The sequence below is a fragment of the Streptomyces sp. ISL-43 genome (assembly GCF_018614195.1).
Taxonomy (GTDB): domain Bacteria; phylum Actinomycetota; class Actinomycetes; order Streptomycetales; family Streptomycetaceae; genus Streptomyces.
On the sequence record NZ_JAGGOT010000029.1, the window covers coordinates 338104 to 360393 of the forward strand.

Consider the following 22290-nt stretch of genomic DNA (forward strand, 5'->3'; position numbering starts at 1 on the left):
AGGAGCCGGCCGCGGGGAGCCCGCGGCCGGTCCGGTGGGGCCCGGCATCGCCTTCGGCGGGGCGTATGCGGGCCGGGCGACTACCGCAGGTCCATGCCCGGGTCGTCGATGACGCGCTCCTTCTCGCTCTGCTCCTGCAGGCGATGGGCCTTCTCCCGCAGCCGCCGGCTCTCCTCGGGGTCGGCCGACCGCGCGGCGGCCTCGTTCAGTTCCCGGGCCTTGTCGCGCAGCTGCCGGGACCGGCCGTGGGTTTCGCCTGCACTCATGATCACTCCTGGGCGCTGTGGGGGGACGGCGCGTGCGATCCAGCGAACCAGCCCCACGCCCCGCGCGCATCTCGAACCGTCAGCCCCGGTGATCGGGTTCACCACCAGTACGCGGGATACCTCGGCGCCTCGCGCCGAGCGCGGGAGGCGGCGTACCCGGTGAGGACGATCAGGAGGGTCGCGCCGAACAGCCCCGCGCGGCTGCGCCAGGGGCAGGGTGGGAGCGCTGTGCACCAGGGCGGCGCTGGCGGCCAGGGGCGGTGTGAGGATCGGCTCGTGGAGCAGGGTGCCGACGGCCACGAGCCACAGCAGAACCGCGGTCGCGGCGCCGATGCTGTGGATCGCGGCGGCGGCCGTGGGCCGGGCGGGGGCCCGGCCGCCGATCGCCCGGAGGCGGGACGGTCCGGGGGCCGGATCGGGAGCCGGAGCGGGGGCGTCGGGGGTGGACGGAGGGTGGAGCGCCGCCGCCCTCGGCGGCTGCTACACGGACCGGCTCGCCCTGGCCGCCCGCCCCGCCCCGCCGGCCCTCACGCGTTGGGGTCGAAGGGGATCCCGGCCGGCTTGGCCTTGGCGAGGTGGCCGTTGAACTGCCCGTCCTTGATGCCGAGGAGGGCGCTGCCGAAATCGGCCTGGCTAAGCTTGTCGCGCAGGCCCGCGGGGTAGCCGTTCCAGCCGACCAGCGGCGGGTACTGCCAGGTCCCCTTGTGGTTCTCCGGCGGCTCGTCGTTGGAGTTCGCGGCCCGGAAGCAGTGCGTGCTGATTCCGTCCTTGTGGTAAACGATCTTCGGGTGGGTCCCGTCGAACCGTATCTGCGAGCTGGTGTGGACCTTGAAGCCGCCGTGCGCCGAGGTGGAGACGTAGGCGACCTGGTTGTTCTGGATCCACACCACGACGTGCTCCCAGTCGTGCCGGTGTCCGGCGCTTCCGGGACCGAGCGAGACCTGGTCCTTCTCGAAGTAGAGCGCGTACATGACGGCGCACCAGCCGTTGTTGCACTTCGCGCGGGAGTAGCCGTTGGTGTTGTTCAGGTCGGAGAGGTCGCGGCAGCTGCCGTTGACGTCGCCGCCCATCTTCAGGCCCCCCGCGATGGTGCCGTCCGGACCGATGGCGGGCGTGGAGTAGCAGCCGTCCCGGTCGTAGTCGTAGGCGGGCTGGAAGGTCTGTTCCAGCCCGTCCGCGTTGGCGGGCAGGGCCGCGGGCGGCGCCGCGTACGCGATCGCCGGGACGGCGAGGACCAGGGCCGCGGCCCCCGCCGTGGCCGCGAACATCCTGCGGGCACGCCGGCCCGGCCCCCTCGGGGAACGTTTCACGGGCGGTGCGTCGGCCATCGTGTCCTCCTCATCGGTCGCACGGGACAACACCCGTGCGGGAATGCGGAGTTCAGCTTTCCCGGCTCCCGCCCCCACGCCAAGGGGGCGGGAGCCGCCCGTTTCCGGGAATCACCGTCAGCCGCGCTCCGGGAGGTCCGCCTCCGCCGCCGCCGGGCCGAAGGCGAAGCCGCGCGCGGTGGCCGGGCCGGCCGCGGGCGCCTTGCCGCAGAACGCCGCCTCGAGGGTCCCGCCCAAGGCGGTGTTGGCCTGGCCCCGGTTGGAGGTGTTGGCCATCGCGGACAGGGCTCGGCTGCCGTCGCGGGTCGTGAAGGCGTAGGTGTAGAAGCCCTGCACGGTGCCCGTGTGCCCGTAGACCTGCGTACCGCAGGAGAGGTCGTACCGGCGCAGACCCAGCCCGTAGAACCGGGTGTTCGTGGTGTCGGTCGGGGTCATCGTGAGCATCGCGTCCAGCGTGCCCGGGCGCAGCAGCTTTCCGCCGAGCAGGGAGGACATGAAGGTGCTGAGGTCGGCCGCGTTCGAGATCATCGCGCCCGCGGACTGCGCCCAGGAAACGGTCTGCTCCGTGGAGTCGACCAGCGGGGCGCCCGCCTCGTCGGGGTGGAGGTAGCCGTTGGCGTGCAGGCCCTTGATGGCCGTGCCGGGGTGGACGTACGAGGTGTTCTTCAGTCCGAGGCGCTTGATGATGCGCCGGTCGTACTCCTTGGCCACCGGCTTGCCCGTGGCCTTCTCGATCAGCATGCCCACCACGACGAAGTTGGTGTTCGAGTACTTGTACGCCACGCCGGGCTCGGTGGTCCTCGGTTCGGCGAGCGAGAGGCCGACGAGCTCCCCGTACGTGAACACCTTGTTCCGGACGGACTCGAAGCCGGGCACGGTGTGCTCGAACATCACGTTGGTGTAGTCCGCCAGACCGCTCCGGTGGGTCAGCAGGTGGCGCACCGTGATCCGGTCGTCCGGCAGCAGGCCCGGCAGGTAGCTGTTGACCGGCTGGTCGAGCTTGATCCGTCCCTCGTCCACCAGTTGGAGCAGGACGACGGTGGAGAACGTCTTGGTGACGCTGCCGATGCGGAAGCGGGCCCGCGGGTCCATCGCCGCGCCCGTGGTGCGGTCGCGGACGCCCTCCACCCTGCTCTGGACTCCGCCCGGACCGGTGAAGCGGGCCATCGCGCCCGGCGCTCCGGCCGCCGTGGTGTTGCGCAGCGCCTGCGTCAGCGCCTCCAGATCGGGCGCGACGGCCGTCTCGACGGCGGACTGAGGTGCGGCCTGCGCCACGGGCGCGGCGTGGGCGGCGGTGGCCGGCAGCAGGCCGCCGGCCACGACGGCGAGCAGGGCGGCACCGATGGCCAGACGACGTTCGCGGGAAGGGGAGGGGGAAGGGGACGGACGCACGTTGCTCCTCGACTCGGGGGGTGGTTGATCATTCCCGACCTTACGGATGATCAAGGGTAGGCAGGCACACTTTCCAGCCAAGCCGGTCCCTGGATGTAAATGTTCGTCATCCACGCCTGGTAGTCGGGAAGGTAGGACCAGGCGTCATTGGTGTAACCGTCGGCGGTCACCGGCTCGGCGTGCTTCTGGCACTCGACGCGGACCGTCGTCGGCCCGGGCAGGGCGTAGACCCGCGCGGCCGCCGTCGAGGGCAGGGCCTTGGTCCAGACACCGGAGCCCCACGTCCGCACGACGTGCCCGACGGCCGGGCCCGTGTCGACGCGCACCGCCCCGTAGTAGCCGTTCGTCAGCCGCACGTCACTGACCATCAGCTTGGTGCCCGACTGCTTGGCCTCCACCATCTTGCCCGCGCCGAGGTAGAGGGCGATGTGGTGCAGGTGCTGGGAGGTCCCCCATACCAGCAGGTCGCCGGGGAGCAGCGGCGCAGACCCCTGGACGGCGGTGAAGCGCGCGGCCGCGCGGTGCGTGTAGTACTGCGCACTGGCGACCCCGTTCAGCGGGTCCGAGCCGGTGGCCTGCGCGTAGGCGTGGCGCACGAGTCCCGAGCAGTCGAAGCCGAGCCGTTCGGGATCGTGCTCGCTGGCCGGATCGGTGGGATCCACCTGCCCGTACGTGGCACCGGGCTGCGGGCCGTGACCGCCGCCCCAGGTGTACCAGACGCCCTTTCCCACCTGTTCGCAGGCGGCTGCGACGGCGCGCTCGGCGGCAGCCGAGGCGCCCGGCGCCAGGACCCGGCACGGGCCTTCGGCGGTCGCCGGAGTGGCGGGGGTACAGAGGAGAACGGCCAGGAGCGCGAGGAGCGTTCCGATGAGACCCGTCCGGCGCGGAGCCGTCCGGCTCGGACGTGTGGGGTGGAGCATGGTGGGATACCTCGTTTCTCACGGGCGCGGCGGCGCCGGCCTACGCGGCCGCCGGTGGCGTCGAAGCGCCGCCGTCCGGCCGGGACTTGGCCGGCGCCCGTCCGGGGACCAGACTGGCGGCCGTCGCCGCGCCGCGTCGAGGGCGGGGCGCGGCACCACTGCGACGGGCAACGGGAAACCCCCGGGAAACCCCCTCCGACCACGGACTTCCGCCGCCCGCCCTACCCCTTCGGGCAGTCGCGGGCCGCGCGTACGGGCAGGCCCGGTATCAGTGCCTGCCGCTCCCGCGGCCCGATGCCGCTCCCCATGCGGCAGATGTCCGCCAGCCGCGCCCCGGGGTCCGGATTCCACAGCCGTACGGTGCCGTCGTTGCTGCTGCTCGCGACCGTCCGCCCGTCGGGGGAGAAGGCGACGCCCCAGACCGCGTTCGTATGACCGGACAGGGCGGCCCGGAGCCGGCCTCCGGACACGCCCCACAGCCGCACCGTACGGTCGTTGCCGCTGCTGGCCAGGGTCCGTCCGTCGGGGGAGAAGGCGATGCCCCGCGCGGAGCCGGTGTGGCCGGTGAGCACGGCGGTGACGCGGCGCCGCCCCGTGTCCCACAGCCGGACCGTCCCGTCGTTTCCGCTGCTGGCCAGTGTCCGCCCGTCCGGGGCGAACGCGACGGCCCGTACCGCCCCCGCGTGACCGGTGAGCGCGGCGAGCGGACGTCGCCCGGCCACGTCCCAGAGCCGGACGGTCAGGTCGTCCCCCGCACTGGCCAAGGTCCGCCCGTCGGGGCTGAAGGCGACGTCGTTGGTGAAGTCCGTGTGCCCGGTGAGGGTGGCGAGGGGAGTGCGGGTGGCGGCGTCCCACAGGCGTACGGTGCCGTCGGCGCCGGCGGAGGCGAGGGTGTGGCCGTCGGGGGCGAACGCCACCGAGAACACGGTCCCGGTGTGCCCGGTGAGGGTGGCGAGGGGGATGTGGGTGGCGGCGTCCCACAGGCGTACGGTGCCGTCGGCGCCGGCGGAGGCGAGGGTGTGGCCGTCGGGGGCGAACGCCACCGAGAACACGGTCTCGGCGTGCCCGTTGAGGGTGGCCCGGACCCGTCGTGCGGCCACGTCCCACAGCAGCACCGTGTGATCGGCGTCGGCCGTGGCCAGCGTCTTCCCGTCGGGGCTGTAGGCGGCGTGCCAGACCTCGGTGAACGGACGGGCCGTCAGCACCGGCCCCCGCAGGTCCCACAGCACGACGGACTGGTCGAAGGCGGCGGTGGCCAGCACCGAGCCCGCCGGGTCCACCGCCACCGCGAGCACGTAGTCGGTGTGCCCGGCGAGCGTCGCGGTGAGCCGGCAGCCCCGGACGTCCCACAACCGGGTGGTGCCGTCGCCGCCCGCACTGATGACCGTCGTACCGTCGGGCGTGTAGGCGACGGCGTTGACGTCGTCGCTGTGCCCGGTGAGGGTGGCGAGGACGGCGTGCGCGGTGACGTCCCACACCCGCACGGTCCGGTCGACGCCGCCGGTGGCGACCGTCCGCCCGTCCGGCGCGAAGGCCGCCCCCAGCACCTCTCCGGTATGACCCTCCAGCACGGCGAGCGAACGGGCCCGCGCCGTGTCCCACATGCGTACGGTTCCGTCGGCGCCGGCCGACACGAGCGAGCGGCCGTCCGGCGCGTACGCGAGGGAGTTGACCCGTGCGGTGTGCCCGGTCAAGGCCGCGATCTCACGGTGCTCGCCGGCCGGGTCCAGCAGCAGGACGTTCCCGTCGGCGGAACCGATCGCCAGGGTGCGCCCGTCGGGGGCGAAGGCCAGTGCCCGGGCGCCCGCCGTACGCGTGGGCAGCACCACCGGCGCGCCGGGCCCGGCGCCGGACGCCGAGACGGGCCAGATCCGGACCGGACCGCCGGTGGAACCGGCCGCCAGGGTCAGCCCGTCGGGGCTGAAGGCGATTGTGCGCACCCGGCCGGGCAGGGTGAAGGCCGCGACCGTGCGCCGGTCGGCCACCCGGCGCAGCAGCACCCTCCCGTCGGAGCCGGCCGTCGCCATGAGCGCGCCGCCCGGCGCGAAGGCCACCGAGTTGACCGGCCCGCCGTGCCCGCCCAGCCGGGCCAGGAACGGCTGCGACTGGGTGCTCAGCAGGGCGCCGCGCGCCTCGGGAGTCGCCTCGGCGCGGTACGCCTCCTCGGCGAGCAGCATCGAGGCCTCGGGCTGTCCGGACGCCAGCGAGAGGGACCGCGCGGCCAGGGCCTGCGAGCGGGCGGTCCGCTCCTGGCCGAGCGCCCCGGCCCGCTGCTGGTACGCCACCGCGCCGGCGCTCAGTGCCAGCACGAGCAGGACGACGAGCGTGGCCAGCATCCGCTGGCGCAGGCGGACTTGGAGGCCCGCCTGGCGGCGGCGGCTCTCCTCCGCGGCCCGGCTCGCACGGAGGAAGTCCGCTTCCCGCGGGCCGAGCCTTCCTGCACCGAGCTCGTCCGCCCAGGCCCGGGCGGTGTCGAGGCGGGTGCCGCGGTAGAGGACGGAGGGGTCGTGCCCCTCGCGGACCCATTCGTCGGCGGCCTGGGCCAGTTGCTGGTGGACGAGCAGCCCGGCCCGGTCGGCGTGGATCCAGCCGCGCAGGCGCGGCCAGGCGTGCAGCAGGGCTTCGTGGGTGATCTCCACGGTCGCGCTGTCGGTGGTGACCAGCCGGGCCCGTACGAAGGCGTCGAGGGCGGCGGAGGTCCGGTCGGCGTCGGCCTGCCCCTCCAGCAGGGCGGTCCGGCTGACCCGGCGCCGGGTGGGCACCGCACCGTCGGCGATGTGGACCAGGCGCACCAGCAGCCGCCGGATCGTGTGCTGTTCGGCCGGATAGAGGCGGGCGAATACCTGCTCGGCGCTCCGCGCGACGGCGCCCTGGATCCCGCCGGCGTACTCGTATCCCGCGACGGTGAGAGTGGCCCCCTCGCGCCGCTGCCAGGTGGCCATCAGTGCGTGGGACATCAGGGGCAGGGCGGCGGAGGGCGTCTCGCCGGGCCAGTCAGGACCGGTGCCAGGGCCGGGTTCCGGGCGGACCTCGGAGCCGGCGTGCGGGGCGCCGTGCGGACCGGGGTGCGGGGCGCCGTGCGGTGCGGTGCGCTCCGCGGCCTCGCGTACGCCCGCGTCCCGCAGGAGCAGCGGGACCAGCCCTGGTTCCAGGGTGAGCCCGGCGAGCTCGGCCGGGCGCGTGATGGACTCCCGCAGCTCCGCCACGGACATCGGGGGCAGGACGAACAGCCCGTCGGCGAATACGGCGGCCAGCCCGGGCAGGTCCAGGCAGTCCCCGGAGAAGTCGGCCCGCACGCCGAGCACGACGGCGGCCGGGTCGTAACCGGTCCGCGCGGGCCGGGACACGGCCACGGCGCGCAGCACGCGTACGAAGGCGCGGCGCTCCTCCTCGTCGGCGCAGAGCGTGAACAGCTCCTCGAACTGATCGACCAGCAGCACCGGCCGCACGGTCGGCGGCAGCCGCTCGCCCGGTCCCGGCCCGGGGACCGTGTCCGGGCGCGGCCTGCCGCCGTTCGCGCGTCGGTGCACGGCTTCGAGCAGCCGCTCCGGGCGCGTGCGCAACTCCCTTGGGCTGATCCCGAGATCGCCCCCCAGCGCCTTGGCGGCGGCGTCGAGCAGCTCCTGCAGCGGGTGCGCGGTGGGGGTGAACCGGACGACCGGCCAGCCGTCGGCGCCCGCCACCGGGAAGTCGCCGCGCCGAAGGGCCGGTACCAGACCGGCGCTGAGCAGTGAGGACTTGCCTGCTCCCGACCTGGCGACGAGCAGCAGCGGCCCGTGGCCCAGGCGTTCGAAGAGCCGCTCGACGAGGGCGGACGTGGCGCGCTCCCGGCCGAAGAACCACCCCGCTTCCTCGGGGGTGAACGCCGGCAGGCCCCGGTAGGGGCACTCGCCCTGCGACTGCGGACCGGGCGGGGTGCCGGACTCGACATCGGACCAGGCGCGCGTTCCGGCCCCGGATCCGGCCGGTCCGGCGGCGCCGGCGGGCGATCCCGCCGGGGGCCCGGGCCCCTCGCTCTCCGGTACCAGCCGCAGGAGTTCGCCCTCCGCTCCCAGAACCCGGTCGCAGCAGCGCGCGACGTCGGTGGTGACCGGCTTCGCGCCGGTCTCGATCTTGCTCAGGTAGCCCTTGCTGTAATGGGTCTCGCGCGCGAGGTCGGCGAGCGACAGGCCGCGCTGCACGCGCAGACGTCTCAGCTGGGCGGGAAAGGGCGCCGCGACGCCGTCCGTCGAATCGTGCGGTGTGTGCCGGCGGCCGGCGGTGCGTCCGCGGTCCGGATCCCCCAAGACGTCCCCCATGGCAATGCGCGCCCAGGCTGTGAGAGGCAGGTGCCCAGGCTAGCGCGGGGGCCGCGGGGCCGACCGGCCATTCGTGCGGCGTGGCGTGAAACAAGGGTGTTCCGGAACCGCCCGGCGGCCGGCTCCGGAACACCCTTGCGAACGGGCCGTCGGCTACGGCCGGTTGAGGGTGATCGAGTTGATCGGCCCGAGGTCGGCGTAGACCCCCCTGCCCTGGGCGATCGGGTTGCCGCAGTTGACGCCGTTGGAACCGGTGCACAGGCTCGCCGAGGCGCCGCCGTACTGGTTGTTGAGGACCCAGTGGTTGCCGTACTGGTTGTTCAGGTTGTGCGCCCCGTAGCTGTGGAAGATCTGGCTGGGCTTGACGGCGGGGTTCTGGTTCTGGGGGTAGATGCAGACCGCCCCGTCCGGGCAGCCGGCCCACGTGTCGGCCGGCTGCGCGCCGGCGGTGCCGCTCAGTGCCAGGACGGCGGCCGTGGCGGTGGCGAACGCGGCTGCGCCGCGGATCATCTTGCGCATGATGTCCCCTTGTGGGTCTTGCTCCGTGCTGACGCCTTCAGCCTGTCCCCGGCGGACCCGGGGGTCGACGGGTTTCCCGTCGCCCGTCGGCCGCCCGGCCGGGAAACCGCCCGTGACCAGCGAGATCACCACAGGAGGGGCAACGGCCGGGGCGGCTCCTTCGGCCCAGCGCGGGTGAGACCTTCGGGCGAACCCGCTGCGCGCCGCGCCGGGCGGGCGCCGCCGGGGTGATAGCCCGAGGGGACCAACACACCCCGGAGGTGCGGCCGCACATGACCAGGCGACGCGTGACGCGGCCGGTGCGCCGCCCGACATGCCCGCGGCGCCAGGCGGTCCCGCGCGGTGCCGGCCGGGCCGGTGCGGCCGGCGAGGCGGGTGGGGCCGGTACGAGGGTGTCCCCGGTCCTGTGGACGGCGGCCGCCCATGCCTGGCGGCTCCTGGTCGTCGGCGCGGCGGCGTACGCGGTGTTCGCGGTCCTCGGACGGTTCCACGAGATCGCCCTGGCCCTCTTCCTGGGGCTGGTGGCGGCCGCGATGCTGCGGCCGCCGGCCGGCCTCCTGGCCCGGGTGCTGCCCCGAGCGCCGGCGGTGGCCTGCGCGTTGATCGTCAGCGCGGTGGTGGTGCTCGGTTCCCTCGCCCTGGTCGGTGAGGCCGTCGCGGGGGAGTGGCCCGCACTGGTACGGGAGTTCAAGGAGGGACTGGGCAGGATCCAGGACTGGCTCAGCGGCCCGCCGTTCCGGATGGACTCCCACGTGCTCGAGGACGTCCAGACCCGGATCGGCACCTACCTCTCCAGCCATCGCTCGACCCTGCTGAGCACGGCGCTCAGCGGGGCGGGACGCGTCGTGTCGGTGCTCACCGTGGCGGCCCTCGGACTGTTCTGCTCCGTCTTCTTCATCTACTCGGGCGACCGGCAGTGGAGCTGGTTCTGCGGGCAGCTCCCGCAAGGCGCCCGGGAGCGGGTGGCCGTGGCCGGGAGCGCGGCGTGGCGGACCTTCACCGGCTACACCCACGGCATCGTGCTCGTGGCCGCGACCAACGCCCTCCTGGTGGGCATCGCCCTGTTCGGCCTCGGTGTTCCGCTGGCCGTCCCGCTCGCGCTGCTGGAGTTCGTCGCGGCGTTCGTCCCGCTCATCGGCTCCCCGGTGGCCCTCGGCGTGGCCGCGGTCGTCGCCCTCGCCACCAAGGGGCCGCTGGTGGCGGCCCTGGTGGTCGCGCTCATCGTGGTCATCGGCCAGATCGAGGGGCAACTGCTGCATCCCCTGGTGATGAGCTGGGCCGTCCGGCTGCACCCCATGGTGGTGGCCCTGTCCGTGGTGGCGGGAGCCATCGCCGCCGGGATCGTCGGCGCCGTGGTGGCGGTGCCCCTGGTCTCGGTGGCCTGGTCCGTACGCCAGTCCCTGCGCACCGCCGGAGCCGGCGTACCGCCCGTCCGGGCCGACGTACCTCCCGCGCAGGCCGACGTACCGGCCCCGCCCGCCGGCCGGTCGCGGTGGTGGAGCCGGGCGTAACGCAAGGCGGCGGAGCCCCCGGGCCGGCGGGCGGGTACCGTCCCGGGCGGAAGCAGGATAGAACTGCTCTGCGAAAGAGGGGGACGGGATGCGGCGCGGGATACTCGAGTGGTTCCTGGGCGCGGCCGACGGGGAGATACGGGCACTGGAAGACGTGCCCGGCATCGAACCGGAGCGGCTGCGCGAACTGTGGTGCGCCGAACCGGAGCTGATGCTGCGCCTCGACCGGCTCTACGCGGCTTCGCAGCGGGCCTTCGAACGCCGTACGCGGGCCGCCGTCGCCGAGGACCTGCTCCGCGCCCTGCGCGCGGTCGCCCGGGGCGCCGACGTGGCCCGGCTGGACACGGCGGTCGCGCTCGCCGAGTCCCGGCTGGAGGCCGACACGGTGACCGCCGGGGCGCGCGGTCTGAACATCGGCCTGACCTGCGGTGTCGTGGTCAGTCCGGTGGTGCTGGTCGTGGTCTTCGCCCTGGGGGCGTGGCTGCCCGGGCTCTTCGGCGTCGACTTCGGCTGCCAGGAGCGGCTGGCCCTCGTCCACGCCCTGGTGTGCTTCGCGGGTGGCGCGATGGGCGCGGTGTTCAGCGTGATCATCCGGCTGCGCGATCCCCAGCAGCTCATCCGCTCCCGGGCCGGGCGCGGCATCCTGGACGCCGATCCGGTCCAGTTGTCCCAGACGCTGCGCCAGGAGGGCTGGTACCGCGTGGTGGTGGGGTGGTTCCTGGCCACCTCGCTCTTCCTGCTCGTCAGCGGCGGCATTCTCACCGTCCTCACCCCGCCGCTCACCCCGGCCGAACTGTGCGGACCGGGACCGCTCACCGCCGCCGGGCACCAGGCCATGGTCAAGGCATGGTTCTTCTGGGGCGCCATCGGCTTCCTGGCGGGCCTCAACGAACGCTGGGCCCGCGGCCTGCTGCGCCACCCCTCGGCGCCGCGCGACGAGGCGGTGCGAGAGGACGGCGCGCACCGCTCCTAGGCGCGGTGCGCGCCTGTGCGGGCCTGCCTGTGCCCGGTCCGCCCGGCCTCACTGTCAGTCCTCGATGGAGACGATCTTGCGCGTGGCGAGGTCGGCCTGGACGCGGATCCGGGTGGTGTCGCCGCCGCCCCAGGTGAGGGTCACCGTGGCGTTGGCCTTGCCCGTGCCGTTGCCGGTCGAGGCGACCTTCCAACCGAGGGGCACGTTCTGGGCGCGCAGGACCCCGTCGGCGTGGTGGGTCTCCTCCCATTTCGTCAGCCGTCCCCGCAGGGGCTCGGCGAGGTAGAAGGCGCGCAGCTGGTCCGAGGTCTTGCCGTCACCGTCGTACACCGCGTCGATGTACGCGCCGTAGAAGTCGGCGATCGGGTGAAGGCGCCCTCCGGGCTGCCCGATACGGAGGGCTGCGCCGCCGAGGCCTCGGGAGCGGCGGCGGGAGCCTCCGCCGGGGCGGCCGAAGCGAAGCCGCCGGTCGCGACGGCGAGAACATGGTCGGTGCCTTTCCCCGTGCTGACGTACGTGCTGCCCACGACGCGACCCCGGACGCGACCGGTTCTCGGGTTGGGCGAAACGGCTGAAAAGAACCGTCACGGACGGGGAGACAGAGGGGTGCACGCGCGTTTACCCTCGGGGTGAACAAGCGTGCACCCCCTCGGGCCAGTGTTGGGGAGCGACATGCCCGCCGAGACCCGCACCCGCCCGATCGTTCCCGTCCTCGCGTTCTGCGGCGCGGTCGTCGCCGTCATGCAGACCCTGGTCGTCCCCCTCCTGCCGCACGTACCGGACCTGACGGGCAGCAGTCCGGCCGCCGTCGGCTGGCTCGTCACCGCCACCCTGCTCACCGGCGCGGTCTTCACTCCCGTGCTAGGCCGCGTCGGCGACATGTACGGCAAGCGCCGCGTGCTCCTCGCCTCGCTGGCCGTCCTCACCGCCGGATCCGTGCTGTGCGCGGTCACCTCCGACATCTCCGTCCTGATCGTCGGCCGCGCCCTCCAGGGGTCCGCGCTCGCCGTCATCCCGCTCGGCATCGGCATCATCCGCGACGAGCTCCCGCCCGAACGGGTCCTGCCCTCCATCGCCCTCATGAGCTCCACCCTCGGGATCGGCGCCGCGATCGGACTCCCGGCCGCCGCCCTGGTCGTCGAGCACTTCGACTGGCACGCCATGTTCTGGGCCGCCGCCGCCCTCGGACTGCTCGACCTGCTCCTGGTGCTGTGGGCCGTTCCCGAATCGCCGACCCGCACCGCCGGCCGCTTCGACGTACCCGGCACCCTCGGCCTCGCCGCCACCCTCGTGGCGCTCCTGCTCGCGATCACCCAGGGCGCGGACTGGGGCTGGACCTCGCCGCGCACGCTCGGCCTGCTCGCCGCCGCCCCGGCCGTCGCGGTGCTCTGGGGCCGCCACGAACTGCGCACCGCGTCGCCGATGGTCGACCTGCGCGTGTCGGCCCGCCCCGCCGTCCTGCTCGCCAACCTCGCGGCCCTGTTCGTCGGATTCGCCTTCTACGCGAACTCCCTGGCCACCGCGCAGATGGTGCAGGAGCCGGTGAGCACGGGCTACGGGCTCGGCGCCTCCATCGTGGTCAGCGGCCTGTGCCTGCTCCCCGGCGGCCTGGCCATGGTGGCGCTGTCCCCGGTCTCGGCCCGGCTCTCCGCCGCGTACGGCCCCCGGACCGCCCTGGCCCTCGGCGCGGCCGTCATGGCGCTCGGCTACGTCGTCCGGTTCTTCACCAGCCACGCCCTCGGGCCGATCGTGGCCGGCGCCACGGTGGTCGCCTGCGGGACCGCCCTCGCCTACTCGGCGCTGCCGGCGCTCGTCATGCGGGCCGTGCCGGCCACCCAGACCGGCGCCGCGAACGGCCTGAACACCCTCATGCGCTCGGTCGGCCAGGCCGGTTGCAGCGCCGTCGTCGCGGCCGTGCTCGCCCGCGTCACGCTCCCGGCGGGCGGACGCGACGCGCCTGCCCTGCACGCGTACCTGCTGATCTTCCTCATCGCGGCCGGCACGGCGCTCGCCGCGCTGGTGGCAGCCCTCTTCCTGCCGTCGGCGCGGTCGACGCCGGTCGAGTCCGCCGGCTCCGCCGCGCCCGCCGGCTCGGCCCCGGCCGGTACGGTCGCGGTGACGAAGTCCGAGGCCGCCGCCCGGGAGAGCACATGACCGCAGAGCACATGACCGCAGAGCACACGGGCACCGCCGGGGAATCCGGTACCGACACCGGTACCGGCCGCGACGCCATCGTGCGCGCCGCCCGCCGGGCGTTCACCCTGCGCCCCTACGCCGAGGTCACCCTGCGCGGTATCGCGGCCGACGCCGGCGTCAGCCCGTCGCTGATCGTGAAGCGGTTCGGCAGCAAGGAACGGCTGTTCAACACGGTCGCCGACTTCCAGCCCGCGGCCGACGCCCTGTTCGCGGCACGGGCGCCCGCGCTGGGCAGGCACCTCGTGCTGACCATGGTCCGGCTGCGCGACGAGCTCCGCGGGGACCCGCTGCTGCGCGTGGTCTTCTCCCTCGGCATGGACGACGAACGCACCCTTTTGCGCGCGCGGTTCCGCGAGCAGGTCACCACCCGCCTCGCCGGCTCCCTCACCGGGGCCGACCGGGAGCTTCGCGCCGAGCTGATCGCGGGCCAGCTGCTGGGTCTGGGGGCGACGCTGAGTCTGCACCGCCCCGATGGCGCGGGGACCCGTACGCCGCCGGAGCGGCTGGCGGACCTGTACGCGCCCGGGCTCCAGACGCTCATCGACGGTGACGTCGGGCAGCGTGATCCGAAGGAGCCGGTTAGCGTCGGGGGATGAGCACCGAACCGCGCACGTTCGAGATCCTGCTGGTGCCCGAGCACGTGGTGGACGGATCCGACGACGACGCCATCCGCTCGGCGGTCGTCGCGCCGACCGGCCAGAGCGGCGCCTCCGGCTACCCGCGCTATTCGGGGGACGGGATGGTGGCCGACATCGACCCCGTCACCCGAACGGTGCAAGCCATCCTCGTGGACGGCGCCGAACTCGACTACGGCCTCAAGCCCGTCCTGCGCCAGGGCTCCTGACCCGACGCGACCCGGCCCGAACCGGCGTGATGCGGCTGCGCCGGCCCGCCCGCCCGCCTGCCGCTACTCGAAGCGGGTGGTGTCGCCCGCGCCCCGGCGGACGATCTCGGCCTCGCCGCTGGAGAAGTCGATGACCGTGGTCGGCAGCGTCCCGCAGTCGCCGGAGTCGACCACCATGTCGACGACGTGGTCGAGCCGGTCCTTGATCTCCCAGCCCTGCGTCATCGGCTCGCTCTCGTCGGGCAGCAGCAGCGTGCTGGACAGCAGCGGCTCACCGAGCTCGGCCAGCAGGGACTGGACCACGACGTGGTCGGGGATGCGGACGCCGACCGTCTTCTTCTTCGGGTGCTGGAGCTGGCGCGGAACTTCCTTCGTCGCCGGGAGGATGAAGGTGTAGCTGCCCGGGGTGGACGCCTTGATCGCGCGGAAGACGTCGTTGTCGACGATCACGAACTGGCCGAGCTGCGCGAAGTTCTCGCACACCAGGGTGAAGTGGTGCTTGTCGTCGAGCTGCCGGATCGACCGGATGCGGTCGACGCCCTCACGGTTGCCCATCTTGCAGCCCAGCGCGTAGCAGGAGTCCGTCGGATAGGCGACGAGCCCGCCGGAGCGGATGCTGTCGGCGATGCTGCCGATGGTGCGGGGCTGGGGGTTCTCGGGGTGTACGTCGAAGTACTTTGCCATCCACCGAGCCTACGGGATCCGGGGTTCCGCTACCGGGCAGGTCGTCGGGTGGCGATCGCCCGCACGGATAAGTGGCTGATTGTCCACTTTCTATAGCAATTTGGACCGCATGCGTTCGTGATTGCGATCATATTCCTAGCATCGGGTGCATGAATTTTTCGGCGGTGTACATAGGGTGCGTGAATCGGCGGCCTGTCCGTGGCCGATGAATCACGCACGAGGGTTTGCCACACATGACCGCCACGTCTCTCCCGCCTGCCGAAAGCCCCCTCCCCACGGGAGGCCGAAGAGGGGTTTGGGCCCAGGTCGGCGAGGTAAAGCGGAATGTCAGATTCCTTTCCGCTCTCGTGGCCGCATTCATATCCATGGCCGCCTACAGCGCCGGCCTCGCCGCGCATGGCGTGTATCCCTTCGGCTCCATCCCGCGCGCCGACAACGACCTGCGCCACCAATACGTGCCCTTCCACACCCATCTGTGGGACCTCCAGCACGGAAATGCCCAAGGCGACCTGCTCTTCAACTGGCAGAGCGGCTACGGCGTCGGGTTCCTCGGGGACTTCTTCACCTATCTCACCAATCCGTTCTCCTGGCTGGCCGGCGCCCTGCCCCGCGAGCACGCCGAGTTCTCCGTCTACCTGGTCAGCCTTTTCAGCATGGGCCTCGCCGCCGCCCTGATGACCGTCTTCCTCGGCCGGCTGCGCCCCGGCTCGCCGTGGCTGCGCGCCCTGCTCTCCGTCGGCTACGCCGTCTGCGGCTGGGGAGTCGCCGAAGGCACCATCGTCCCGATGTGGACGTGGGGCCTGGTCGCCATACCCATGCTCGGCATAGCCGCCGACTGGTGCCTGACCGGCCGCCACTGGGTCCTCGGCAGCCTCCTCGTCGCCCTCTGCTGGTTCGCCAACTTCTACACCGCCGCCATGGCCACCCTGGCCACCGCGCTCGTCTTCCTCGTACGGCTCCTGCTCGCCGACACCGACTGGCGCACCCGGGGCCGGGCGCTGTGGCGGGCCGCCACCATGACCGGCACCGGGCTGCTGCTCGCCGCCCCCGCCGTCCTGGTCTGCGCCCGGGCCAACCAGCGGTCCCAGCCCACCGAGCTGTACGTCGTCAGCGTGGACGCCGACCCGCTGACCTACCTCTCGATGCTCATACCGGGCACCCACCCCCGCTATCCCGCGCCCAACATCTACGCCGGGGTGCTCGTCCTCCTCCTCGTACTGACCCTGCCCTTCCAGTCGAAGGTCCGCGCCCGCGAACGCGCCGCCTGGTTCGCGCTCCTGCTCCTCACCGCGGTCACCTTCGTCCTCACCCCCACCGCCAAGCTCTGGCAGGGCGGGGCCCTCCCGCACGGAGCCCCCTTCCGCGAGTCCTTCGTCCTCAGCGGCATGCTCGCGATGGCCGCCTGGATCTGCCTCGCCCACATGCCCCGGCCCCGCGCCCTGCTCGGCGGCGCGGCCCTGCTGGCCCTGCTCGTCGCCGTCACCTACGACCTCCAGCCGGTCAACCGGTATGCCCTGACCGGCGTCCTGGTCGGCGGCGCCGTCACCACCGTCCTGCTCCTCGCCTACGCGCGCGGCCTGCGCCGCCCCGCCCGCATGGGCGTCATGGTGCTGCTGGCCGTCTCGGTCTTCGCCGGCACCACGTACGCCGTCTACGGCAACGCCGTCGTCGACGACCCCCGCCGGCGCGGCCCCGTCCGCACCCAGACGATGACCACGCTCGGCGTGGACGCGTACCGGACCCTGCGGGAGCGGGAGGACTGGCCCGCCATCCGCTCCGACGCGGGACCCGAGGTCTTCGTCACCAACAACGACGCCATGCTGGTCGGCGGACAGGGCGGCGGCTACTACAGCAGCTACGTGAGCGTGGAGACCGCGCGCGGACTGCGCGGCCTCGGCCTCGGCCAGGCGATGGGCGGCCGCCACCTGTGGCCCGCCGACGACCCGGTCCTGCGGTCCCTGCTCGGCGTCGGCACCGTCCTGGAACCGGCCGGCGAGAACGGCGTCAGCGCACGCACGGTGCCCGCCCCGCCGCTCGTCACCCTCCGCCCGCCCGCCAGCGACCAGGCGTACGGGGCCCCCGAGGGCTCGGTCTGGGCCCGGCGCCACGCCGCCCTCGGCGCCAGGGTGTACACCGTGCCCGGGCTCTCGCGCACCGGCGGCCCCGACGCGCCCGACACCGGGCGGGGCTTCGCCCTGCCCAGGGCCGAAGGCGAGGGCGATGAGCACTGGACCGCCTTCTCGTCGCGGTGCGCCCCGGGGGAGCGGGCCTTCCTCTACGCGCCCGACCTGTACGCCACCGTCCAGGTCCGGGGCACCGGCCACCGCGAGAGCCTCTTCGGCAAGCCGCCCGCCGTCAGCGCACCGCTCAAGGAACTGGGCACGGTCCCGCCCGACGGCCGCTTCGACTTCTCCGTCCGCGCCCCGAGGGACGGCCAGATCCTGCCGCCCGACGCGCTCGGCTGCCTGGACCCGGCCGCCTTCGACGCGGCCGTGGCCCGACTGAAGGCCACCGGAGCCACGGCCGTCACCGCGGGCGGTCACACCGTCGAGGCCCGGCTCCCCAAGGGCTCGACCGGCACGGCGGTGGTCGCCACCACCGCGTCCCCCGGGTGGACCTGCTCCGTCGACGGCGGCCCGGCCCGCGCCCCGGTCTCGTACCACGGGCTGCTGGGCGTCCCGCTGGGCGGTGCGGGCGCCGACCGGCTGTCGTGCTCCTACCTCCCCGAGGGCCTGAGCGCCGGCCTGGCCGGCACCGCCGCGGGCACCCTGCTCATCGGCGGAGTCCTGGCCGCAGCGGCGTGGCGGCGGCGCCGCGAGCCGTGATCATTCCCAGGCCTTCGGCAGGGAACGGATTGTTTTGTGGGGCTGTCTAGTCTCATGTGACTCTGACAAGCAACTCGCTCTTCGTCGCGGCCCTCTTCGCCACCGCCTTGGTGTTCGCGGTGTCCGTATGGCTGTGGCCGCGCCTCGCGCGGCAGGGATGGCGGCCGGTCCTGGGCCGGGCCGGCCTGGTCCTCACCATCCAGGTGCTGACCCTCTGCGCCATCGGCCTCGCGGCGAACCGCAGCTTCCTGATCTACGGGTCCTGGGCGGAGCTGGCCGGACGGGAGAAGGCACCGGTCCTCAGCGGGCAGGACGCGGGCGGTACTTCGGCGCTGAAGGTGACCGGCCGGCAGAAGCCGTGGGTGCCGGGCGGTGAGAGCAGACACCTGGGCGGCGAGATCGAGAAAGTCATGATCCAGGGGGAGCGGTCCAAGATCGCCACGCCAGCCTACGTCTACCTGCCGCCTGAGTACTTCCACAAGGGCAACGAGAACCGGGTCTTCCCGGCCGCCGTCGTCCTCACCGGCTTCCCCGGCACGGCGGAGAACCTGCTCAAGCCGCTGCCCTACCCGAAGACCGCGCTGAACCTGGTCAAGCAGAAGAAGATGAACCCGATGATCCTGGTGCTGATGCGGCCCACCGTCGCACCGCCGGTCAACACCCAGTGCGTCGACATACCGGGCGGGCCGCAGACCGAGACGTTCTTCGGCGCCGACCTCCCCAAGGCGCTGTCCGGCGCCTACCGCATCGGCAACTCGCCCCGCGGCCTCGGCATCATGGGCGACTCCACCGGCGGATACTGCGCGCTGAAGATCGCACTGCAGCACCCGGAGACGTACGCGGCCGGCGTGGGGCTGTCCGCGGACTACGAGCCCGAGATCGACGAGGACTCCGGAGACCTCTTCCACGGCAACGAGGACGAGAAGAAGCGGTCCGACCTGCTGTGGAGCCTGGACCACCTGCCCCAGGGCAACAGCTCCTTCCTCGTCGCCACCTCGCTGCAGGGCGAGAGCAACTACCGTCCGACGCTGAAGTTCATCGAGAAGGTGAAGAGCCCCGCCCGGGTCTCCTCGATCACCCTCGACCACGGCGGACACAGCTTCAACACGTGGAACCGCGAGATCCCGCCGGCGCTGGAGTGGCTCAGCGGCCGCCTCGCCGCCGGATGACGGGGAGTTCACCTCTCCTGGGCGGCCCGGTCCGGTGCGGGCGTGAGCGTGGCCGGTGTCGGGCCCGCCGGGCGGACCGTGATGCTGTACGCGGCCTTCTCCGGGACGGAGCGGAAGGTCAACGCGTGTGCGGGCAGCAGGTGTTCGAGCAGAACCGTCGACTCGCGCAGGGCGAACTGCAGCCCGAGGCAGGCGCGGGGCCCGATGCCGAAGGGCACGTACGCGCCGGAGAGGGTCGGACGGCCGCCCGGTGTCGTGAAGCGCGGCGGGTCGAAGCGTTCCGGGTCCGGCCACAGCACCGGGTCGCGGTGCGCGAGGTACGGGCAGACGAGCACATCGGTGCCCGCCTCGACGGCGTAGCCGGACAGGACGTCGTCCTCGACGGCGTGACGGGGCAGGATCCAGGCGGACGGGTACAGCCGCAGCGTCTCGCTGACCAGTGCCCGCACCGCCTCCCCGCGCTCCGGTGAGCCCGCGTCGCCGGCCGCGAGGGCCCGTTCGCGGGCCTCGGGATGCCGGTCCAGGAGCAGGTACAGCCAGGTCAGGGTGGAGGCCGTGGTCTCGTGACCGGCGACCAGCAGCGTGACCAGCTCGTCGCGGATCAGCCGGTCCGTGTACTCGGGCCGCTCGGTCGACGCCTCCACCAGCAGCTGCAGCAGACCCGGCCCGTCGGGACCGGCGGCGCCCCGGCGCGCGGCGGCGATGGCGTGTGCGGCCACGGAGTCGATCCTGGCCAGGTCGGCGGCCACGGCGTCCCCGGCGTCGGCGGAATCGGCCGGCAGTGTCGGCAGCGCGGCCACCACGGCCGCGACGGCGGCCAGTTCGCCCTCGGTGTCCGCGTCGAGCGGGTAGCCGGTCAGGGAACGCCAGATGGTGTCGAGGGCGAAGCGCCGCATTTCCTCGCCGACGTCCAGGACTTCCCCGGTACGGGCGTACGCGGCCCAGCGCGCGGCGGTGGCCCGCGCGGCCCCGGCGATCCGCTGCTCGTAACGGCGCATCCCGGTCCCGGTGAACTGGGACTGCAGGAGGCGCCGCTGCCGCTTCCAGGCCTCCCCGGTCGCCGCGAGCACACCGTCGCCGATCAACAGGCGGGCACGGTGCGAGCGTTTGACGTAACGCTGCGGATGCTGCGCCAGCACGTGCTGGATCGCCTCAGGCGAGGTCACCAGGACGGTCGGCCGGACCCCGGCCCCGCCGTCCGCCGGCCCGCCCCCGAGCCGGAACGCGCCGACTCCGCCGAGCCGCCCGCACACCTCGGCCAGCAGCTCGACCAGCTCGCCTCCCCCCGCGCTCCACCGCTCCACCACCGAGGGGTCCAGCTCGGGGACCGGCGGGAGGAGTCGTACGGCACCGGCTTCGACGGCCATCGGTCTTCCCCTGTTCGTCCACTGCGCGTGCTCCCGCCGGATCGGCGGCAGCACGGACCGTACCGGAACGGCCGCGCCCGATGGTCTGACTTCGGCCAGGCTCCGCACGCCCCGCGGGCGCCCGCCGCGCGGCCCCCGGCTGCGCCGATCGGGGGTGCCGACGGCCCGCCTCCAGGCCCCGGCGGGAAGCGGGCCGTTGGATGGGACGGTCCGGGAGATCGCGGCCAGGGGCCGGGAGACGCGATCGGCGCGGCGCCGGCCCGAGGAGTCGACATGAGGCCGTTCGCGGTGGAGGGGCTACGGGCCGGAATGCACCGGGCCCAAGCCGGAATGCTGCTGCCGGCACTGCTGGTCGGCGCCGGGGCGGGGCTGGGGGCAGTGGCCTTCCGCTGGCTCATCGAGGTCTTCACCCGGGTGCTGTCCGGACACGACGACTACTCCTCGGCCGGTCACGCCGACAACCCGTACGTGCCCTGGCTCGGATCGTACTTCGTCCTGCTCGCCCCCGTCGTCGCGGGCGCCGTCTACGGGCCGCTCGTCTACCGCTACGCCAAGGAGGCACGCGGCCACGGCGTCCCCGAGGTGATGTACGCGGTCGCCCGGCAGGGCGGCCGGATCCCGGCCCGGGTCGCGGTGGTGAAGTCCATCGCGTCGGCGCTGTGCATCGGCGGCGGCGGCTCGGTGGGCCGCGAAGGCCCCATCGTGCAGGTCGGATCGGCCCTCGGGTCCACCGCCGGATCGATCCTGCGCATGGGCGAGGAGCGGATGCGGCTGCTGGTCGCCTGCGGTGCGGCCGGCGGCATCGCCGCGACCTTCAACGCACCCCTGGCCGGCGTCTTCTTCGCGATGGAACTGATCCTGCGCGACTTCACGGCCCGCGGCTTCGCCTTCGTGGCCGTCTCCTCGGTCACCGCGGCCGTGATCGGCCGCGAAGTCCTCGGCGACGAGCGCTTCCTGCACCTCGCGCCGCTCGGCGTGGAACACCTGGCCTCGTACGCCCTGTACGTGCTGCTCGGCGCGCTCGCCGGGGTCGTCGGAGTGCTCTTCACCAAAGTGCTCTACGGCGTGGAGGACCTCTGCGACGCGGTCTGGCGCGGCCCGGAATGGCTGCGCCCCGCGGCCGGCGGCCTCCTGCTGGGCGCGATCCTGCTCGCACTTCCCGAGATGTACGGGGTCGGCTACCCGGTCCTCGGCAAGGCCGCGGCAGGCGGCTACGCGGTCGGATTCCTGCTGGTGCTGCTCGTCGGCAAGATCCTCGCCTGCAGCGTCACCATCGGCATCGGCGGCTCCGGCGGGGTCTTCGCACCCACCCTGTTCGTCGGCTCGATGCTCGGCAGCGCCTACGGGCAGACGATGGGCCGCGTCCTGCCCGGCCTGACCGGCTCCGCAACCACCTACGCCGTCGTCGGCATGGGGGCCGTCTTCGCCGGTTCGGCCCGTGCGCCGATCACCGCCGTCGTCATCATCTACGAAATCACCGGCGAATACGGCGTCATCCTGCCGCTGATGGCCGCCGTCGCCATCGCCACCGGCGTCAGCCACGTGCTCAGCCGCGACACCGTCTACACGGCCAAGCTCCGGCGCCGCGGGGTCGACCTCGACCTGACCGGACCGGCCGCCGTCGAGGTCCGGACCGCGATGGGACCGCCGCCGGCCCCGCTCGCACCCGGCACCGGCCTGCGCGCGGCCGTCACGGCGATGATCGAGGCCGACGCGGGCCGCCTCCCCGTCGTCGACGCGCACGGCCGCTACGCGGGCTCGGTCGGCGCCCTCGCCCTCGCCCGGGCCCTGCACGAGGGCCGGCCCGAGAAGGAACCCATCGAGACGGTACGGGACCACCCGCCCGCCCTGCTCGCCGGCCAGTCCCTGGAGGAGGCCCTGCCGCTGCTCGCGGCGAGCGACGGCGACGGCCTCCCCGTGCTGGACGAGGACGGGCGCCACCTCCTGGGCTGGATCACCCACCGCTCGGCGCTGGCCGCACTGCACCCTCCGGCCTGA

The 22290-nt window shown here is 73.6% G+C and carries 17 protein-coding genes; 8 read left to right on the forward strand and 9 right to left on the reverse strand.

The window, feature by feature from the left end; genetic code table 11:
- Positions 1 to 80 precede the first annotated feature (80 nt).
- The 6 genes from J7F03_RS17660 to J7F03_RS17685 form a co-directional block, all read right to left on the reverse strand.
- The gene (locus J7F03_RS17660) at positions 81 to 266 is read right to left on the reverse strand and encodes a DUF6381 family protein (RefSeq protein WP_214950446.1); all 186 of its coding nucleotides are present in this window, start codon (positions 264 to 266) and stop codon (positions 81 to 83) included.
- Between the two features lie 527 nt (positions 267 to 793).
- On the reverse strand, positions 794 to 1534 hold the full coding sequence (locus J7F03_RS17665) for an NPP1 family protein (RefSeq protein ID WP_214950517.1): 741 nt from the start codon (positions 1532 to 1534) through the stop codon (positions 794 to 796).
- A gap of 177 nt (positions 1535 to 1711) precedes the next feature.
- On the reverse strand, positions 1712 to 2986 hold the full coding sequence (locus J7F03_RS17670) for a serine hydrolase domain-containing protein (protein WP_308379659.1): 1275 nt from the start codon (positions 2984 to 2986) through the stop codon (positions 1712 to 1714).
- A 50-nt stretch (positions 2987 to 3036) separates the two neighbouring features.
- Positions 3037 to 3906, reverse strand: a complete 870-nt coding sequence (locus J7F03_RS17675; RefSeq protein ID WP_214950448.1) for an NlpC/P60 family protein — start codon at positions 3904 to 3906, stop codon at positions 3037 to 3039.
- 221 nt (positions 3907 to 4127) lie between these two features.
- On the reverse strand, positions 4128 to 8192 hold the full coding sequence (locus tag J7F03_RS17680; RefSeq protein ID WP_251072035.1) for a helix-turn-helix domain-containing protein: 4065 nt from the start codon (positions 8190 to 8192) through the stop codon (positions 4128 to 4130).
- A gap of 165 nt (positions 8193 to 8357) precedes the next feature.
- On the reverse strand, positions 8358 to 8723 hold the full coding sequence (locus J7F03_RS17685) for a hypothetical protein (protein WP_214950450.1): 366 nt from the start codon (positions 8721 to 8723) through the stop codon (positions 8358 to 8360).
- A 272-nt stretch (positions 8724 to 8995) separates the two neighbouring features.
- Here J7F03_RS17685 and J7F03_RS17690 point away from each other — a divergent pair, with 272 nt between their 5' ends.
- Both J7F03_RS17690 and J7F03_RS17695 read left to right on the forward strand, forming a co-directional pair.
- Complete coding sequence (locus J7F03_RS17690; protein ID WP_214950451.1) at positions 8996 to 10234, forward strand: AI-2E family transporter; 1239 nt, start codon at positions 8996 to 8998, stop codon at positions 10232 to 10234.
- An 88-nt stretch (positions 10235 to 10322) separates the two neighbouring features.
- A complete protein-coding gene (locus tag J7F03_RS17695; RefSeq protein ID WP_214950452.1) occupies positions 10323 to 11207 on the forward strand; it encodes a hypothetical protein in 885 nt (294 codons plus the stop codon).
- Positions 11208 to 11261: 54 nt separating this feature from the next.
- On the opposite strand, the gene J7F03_RS17700 is transcribed toward J7F03_RS17695, so the two are convergent.
- Positions 11262 to 11537, reverse strand: a complete 276-nt coding sequence (locus J7F03_RS17700; RefSeq protein ID WP_251072036.1) for a hypothetical protein — start codon at positions 11535 to 11537, stop codon at positions 11262 to 11264.
- Between the two features lie 342 nt (positions 11538 to 11879).
- Between J7F03_RS17700 and J7F03_RS17705 the strand changes: the two genes are divergently transcribed.
- The 3 genes from J7F03_RS17705 to J7F03_RS17715 are packed head-to-tail and all read left to right on the forward strand — an operon-like array spanning position 11880 to position 14247.
- Entirely contained in the window at positions 11880 to 13361 is a 1482-nt protein-coding gene (locus tag J7F03_RS17705) for an MFS transporter (protein WP_214950453.1), read from the forward strand.
- Positions 13358 to 13999, forward strand: coding sequence for a TetR/AcrR family transcriptional regulator (locus J7F03_RS17710; RefSeq protein WP_251072037.1), 642 nt, complete (start codon positions 13358 to 13360; stop codon positions 13997 to 13999). The genes J7F03_RS17705 and J7F03_RS17710 overlap by 4 nt, the downstream gene beginning before the upstream one ends.
- The gene (locus tag J7F03_RS17715; RefSeq protein ID WP_214950454.1) at positions 13996 to 14247 is read left to right on the forward strand and encodes a hypothetical protein; all 252 of its coding nucleotides are present in this window, start codon (positions 13996 to 13998) and stop codon (positions 14245 to 14247) included. Before J7F03_RS17710 ends, J7F03_RS17715 begins: the two co-directional genes overlap by 4 nt.
- 63 nt (positions 14248 to 14310) lie before the next feature.
- Here the strand turns inward: J7F03_RS17715 and J7F03_RS17720 are convergent, their stop codons facing one another.
- Complete coding sequence (locus J7F03_RS17720; RefSeq protein ID WP_214950456.1) at positions 14311 to 14931, reverse strand: L-threonylcarbamoyladenylate synthase; 621 nt, start codon at positions 14929 to 14931, stop codon at positions 14311 to 14313.
- A gap of 347 nt (positions 14932 to 15278) precedes the next feature.
- On the opposite strand from J7F03_RS17720, the gene J7F03_RS17725 reads away from it, so the two are divergent.
- A complete protein-coding gene (locus J7F03_RS17725) occupies positions 15279 to 17756 on the forward strand; it encodes a YfhO family protein (protein WP_214950457.1) in 2478 nt (825 codons plus the stop codon).
- 56 nt (positions 17757 to 17812) lie between these two features.
- Positions 17813 to 18925, forward strand: coding sequence for an esterase family protein (locus tag J7F03_RS17730; RefSeq protein ID WP_214950458.1), 1113 nt, complete (start codon positions 17813 to 17815; stop codon positions 18923 to 18925).
- An 8-nt stretch (positions 18926 to 18933) separates the two neighbouring features.
- Here J7F03_RS17730 and J7F03_RS17735 read toward each other — a convergent pair whose 3' ends face one another.
- The gene (locus J7F03_RS17735; protein ID WP_214950459.1) at positions 18934 to 20292 is read right to left on the reverse strand and encodes a cytochrome P450; all 1359 of its coding nucleotides are present in this window, start codon (positions 20290 to 20292) and stop codon (positions 18934 to 18936) included.
- A gap of 273 nt (positions 20293 to 20565) precedes the next feature.
- Here J7F03_RS17735 and J7F03_RS17740 point away from each other — a divergent pair, with 273 nt between their 5' ends.
- Positions 20566 to 22290: a chloride channel protein gene (locus J7F03_RS17740; RefSeq protein ID WP_251072038.1), complete on the forward strand. Its 1725-nt coding sequence runs from the start codon at positions 20566 to 20568 to the stop codon at positions 22288 to 22290.

Bases quoted from the DNA above. Each gene is read 5' to 3' on its own strand.
- J7F03_RS17660 (WP_214950446.1), bottom strand. From the start codon at position 266: ATGAGTGCAGGCGAAACCCACGGCCGGTCCCGGCAGCTGCGCGACAAG.
- J7F03_RS17665 (WP_214950517.1), bottom strand. From the start codon at position 1,534: ATGTTCGCGGCCACGGCGGGGGCCGCGGCCCTGGTCCTCGCCGTCCCG.
- J7F03_RS17675 (WP_214950448.1), bottom strand. From the start codon at position 3,906: ATGCTCCACCCCACACGTCCGAGCCGGACGGCTCCGCGCCGGACGGGT.
- J7F03_RS17685 (WP_214950450.1), bottom strand. From the start codon at position 8,723: ATGCGCAAGATGATCCGCGGCGCAGCCGCGTTCGCCACCGCCACGGCC.
- J7F03_RS17690 (WP_214950451.1), top strand. From the start codon at position 8,996: ATGACCAGGCGACGCGTGACGCGGCCGGTGCGCCGCCCGACATGCCCG.
- J7F03_RS17695 (WP_214950452.1), top strand. From the start codon at position 10,323: ATGCGGCGCGGGATACTCGAGTGGTTCCTGGGCGCGGCCGACGGGGAG.
- J7F03_RS17705 (WP_214950453.1), top strand. From the start codon at position 11,880: ATGCCCGCCGAGACCCGCACCCGCCCGATCGTTCCCGTCCTCGCGTTC.
- J7F03_RS17710 (WP_251072037.1), top strand. From the start codon at position 13,358: ATGACCGCAGAGCACATGACCGCAGAGCACACGGGCACCGCCGGGGAA.
- J7F03_RS17715 (WP_214950454.1), top strand. From the start codon at position 13,996: ATGAGCACCGAACCGCGCACGTTCGAGATCCTGCTGGTGCCCGAGCAC.
- J7F03_RS17720 (WP_214950456.1), bottom strand. From the start codon at position 14,931: ATGGCAAAGTACTTCGACGTACACCCCGAGAACCCCCAGCCCCGCACC.
- J7F03_RS17735 (WP_214950459.1), bottom strand. From the start codon at position 20,292: ATGGCCGTCGAAGCCGGTGCCGTACGACTCCTCCCGCCGGTCCCCGAG.
- J7F03_RS17740 (WP_251072038.1), top strand. From the start codon at position 20,566: ATGAGGCCGTTCGCGGTGGAGGGGCTACGGGCCGGAATGCACCGGGCC.